Here is a 3,041-nt window from a genome sequence, read left to right on the forward strand (position 1 = left end):
ACTATCTATTAAATTCCCTATCCCCTCTAGGTCCTTTTTATACATCTTAGAAAAATCAAAATGAGATAATTTCTCAAAATCAATTATAGACCTGAATGCAGAAAATGGCAAGCCAAAAGAATAGGCCATTTCTTCATTTATTTCTTCATTTGGGGGTAAAATAGATTTGAATTCTCTTTGCCAAATTTTTTCAATTTTTTTAAATGCATTCTTTAAGTGTATCAAAAAAGCCTTTTTACTCAATGTGGGTTTTATTTGCTTCCTAATCATTAACAAATATTCCATTTGAGTACCTTGGGGCTGTGAGTAGGCTTTAAAGAGTTCAATGTGAAAATCTATTTCCTGAAATTTCATGTGAGTAGCTTTATCAATGTAGAAAATGAAGAAAATGAGCGCTTGCAAAAACCTTTATTTTCGCATGAAGTCGGTAATATTTTCCAAAAGGTCTTTTTTGGTTTTATCCTCAAATCCTGCAAAATAATTCATTGTAGTTTTCAAATCTTCATGATCTAGTAATTCCCTTACATTTTCTAAGCTTGCGCCATCTCTTATGGCTTTTGTGGCAAATGAATGCCTCGCCCAATAAGTAGAAACATCCTCATTTAATCCGTTATCCTTCGCTAGGTTTTTTAAATGCTGGTTTATAAACCTTGTAAAGGTCCGTTTTTTTAAATCCTTCTCCTCCTCGCTCATGGCATCATTAATGATTGGGAAAACATAGGAATTTTTGGACCTGTCGGAGTTGCCGTATTTCTCAATGAATGACTTTGCGAAGTCGGTCAAAGGTACTTGTATGGTCTTTTGCTTTGCTTTTTTAGTCCGCTTGGTTTTTTCCCGTACAAACTCAATTTGGCCATCATGGATATTCTTCCATTTCAAATAGACAATATCCTTTATATTCATTCCATTGCACACAAAAGAGAAAAACCAATAATCCTTCGCTTTTTCCTGCTCTTCAATCTTTGGCACGGCCTGAAATAGCTTTGTGAGTTGATCGGTATTAAAGGCTTTTTTAATATTCCTTGAGGCTGGTATCTCATATTTTCTTTTCCCAAAAGGATAAAATTCTTTATCAATAATCTTTAGGTCTATGGCTTTATTTAAAATGACTCTTAGCGCTCTTAAATAAATGCCTACCGTTGTCGAAGATTTTTGCTGTGTCTCGGTCATCCATGCCTCATAGGATTCTAAAAACTTTACTGTGATTTCCTGAAAATGCAATTGCTTAGGATCTTTTCCATTTTTAGCTTGGAGATATGATTTTAAAGACTTCAAACTTGACTCATACGTTAGAGCCGTGCCAAATCTATTCGATTCCTTCATTTCCTTAATTAAGCTTTCGAAGTGCCAAAAAACATTGATTGCATCGCCTCGCTTAATCTCAAACAATTTTTCAAAGGCTTCAAAATTGAAAATATCAAATTCTTCTGCCTTCTCTTTGTAGGTGGATTCAATCGCTAGCAAATCCGTTTGGATCTCTTTTTCTTCCTTTTTAAGCCTTTGCCCTATCTCAGTATGAAATATTCGATTAAAATTTTCTTCTGTGAGGTCGAAGTCCGTGGTATAAAGTCGGGCCTTCCTCGTGGAGGAGTCATAAACTCGGATTCTTACGGGATACGTTCCGTTGTCTTTTTGTCTCCTCGTGTCAAGGTATAAACTAACCTTTACAGTTTCTTTGATTTTTATGTCTTTTCTCATGTCGAAGTAGCTTAAGACAAATATACCATTTGCACACCATTTGCACAAAAATATGCCCTTATTTGCATAAATAAACAATTAGTAAACAATAAATAAAATGATATAAACAAATGTAAATCAATATTTTAGCATAGCAAAAAGTAAACATAAAAATAGGGTATTTTATGACTGTTAATCATGGGGTCCTTGGTTCGAGCCCAAGAGGGGGAGCAAAAGCGGTCAGATGGCCGCTTTTTTTATTTTTACCCCTTTCTTTTAATTTGAGGAAGTTTTTTTACGGTTGCAAGTTTTTAAAAAACGTGAAATTTAAGCTAACGAATCAACCTTGACCACGCTTATACGAAATAGTTGGTGGTACATCATATGGGTCAATCTCTACGATTTTTCCATTTCTAACGACAACCAATGGACTATTCTTGGCCTTTTTAAATTCGACTAGCTTGCGATAAGCTTCCTCTAGTCCCTTGACTATTTTGTCTCTTTCCTCTTTTAATTGGTCTTTAGTCTCCATAATGTGTTTGTTTTAAACCTTCCCATATCTCCCTGTTATTAATTGTAACGCCATTAACCCCACCTTCTGCCACTATTTCATAAGTGTCTCCAGAATTATTTACAAATAGCCAGTTATCTACTTTGGGCAGAAATAATCTGAAAAAATTCTCAAGTCCGCTTTTATATCTTCTCCTGATAACATCTTCAGGTATATGATGTCCGCCCTCTTTTACTCGCCTTGCTACTCTTGAAACAGCCAAGTCATCGGAATCTAACCAAAAAAACAAACAGGTTACCTGATAATTTAATTCCTTTGCTCTTTCAACAAATTGCAAATAACTCCTTGTAGAAAGCGTGGTTTCAAAAGCAAAATTTTCCCCTGACTCTAATAACTTTTTGATTCTTTTCAGCTGTAAGCACCCGAGCAACTACATGTCAGGTTTGAAGTTTTGCGGGTACAGGGATTTGATATCTTTATGATTGATGGACATGATGTTCTGTAAGGTATGCTTCAGCCATTCATAGGGATTCACTCCGTGTTTTTTGCAGATCGCAAAGAATGAGTAGACCATGGCTGCTCTTTTGGCGGCGCTGTGTGAGCCTGCAAACAGGTAGTTTTTTCTTCCCAGTGCCACAGGTCTGATGGCATTTTCCACCAGGTTGTTGTCTATTTCCAGTCTGCCGTCATAGAGGTAATTGGACAGTTCGGCCCATCTTTCGGCACTGTACCGTAGTGCCTTTCCGATGGCACTGTTGGGCATTACGTTCCTGTCCTGCAGCTGTTCCTTTATCCACTTTGACATACTGTTGATGACAGGCAGGGACCTGTCGAGTCTGAGTTTTTTTATTTC

5 protein-coding genes are annotated in these 3,041 nt (G+C 36.6%); all 5 read right to left on the minus strand.

Annotation, left to right across the window (positions count from 1 at the left end; genetic code table 11):
- Positions 1 to 285: hypothetical protein (locus B879_RS20465; protein WP_157231763.1), on the minus strand; the 285-nt coding region annotated here is incomplete at its 3' end.
- Positions 286 to 408: 123 nt separating this feature from the next.
- Positions 409 to 1,698 carry a tyrosine-type recombinase/integrase gene (locus B879_RS20470; RefSeq protein ID WP_009187138.1) on the minus strand — a complete coding sequence of 430 codons (1,290 nt, stop codon included), beginning with the start codon at positions 1,696 to 1,698 and terminating at the stop codon, positions 409 to 411.
- A 319-nt stretch (positions 1,699 to 2,017) separates the two neighbouring features.
- A complete protein-coding gene (locus tag B879_RS20475; RefSeq protein ID WP_009187140.1) occupies positions 2,018 to 2,209 on the minus strand; it encodes a DUF8506 family protein in 192 nt (63 codons plus the stop codon).
- Positions 2,199 to 2,618, minus strand: coding sequence for an ATPase (locus B879_RS20480; RefSeq protein WP_009187141.1), 420 nt, complete (start codon positions 2,616 to 2,618; stop codon positions 2,199 to 2,201). The genes B879_RS20475 and B879_RS20480 overlap by 11 nt, the downstream gene beginning before the upstream one ends.
- Positions 2,619 to 3,041, minus strand: a 423-nt coding sequence (locus tag B879_RS20485) for an IS66 family transposase (RefSeq protein WP_040401454.1), incomplete at its 5' end; no start/stop codon positions are given.

The sequence above is a fragment of the Cecembia lonarensis LW9 genome (assembly GCF_000298295.1).
Classification (GTDB): domain Bacteria; phylum Bacteroidota; class Bacteroidia; order Cytophagales; family Cyclobacteriaceae; genus Cecembia; species Cecembia lonarensis.

What these genes read in the sequence shown, in the direction of transcription:
- B879_RS20470 (WP_009187138.1), bottom strand. Translation starts at nt 1,698, where the DNA reads ATGAGAAAAGACATAAAAATCAAAGAAACTGTAAAGGTTAGTTTATAC.
- B879_RS20475 (WP_009187140.1), bottom strand. Translation starts at nt 2,209, where the DNA reads ATGGAGACTAAAGACCAATTAAAAGAGGAAAGAGACAAAATAGTCAAG.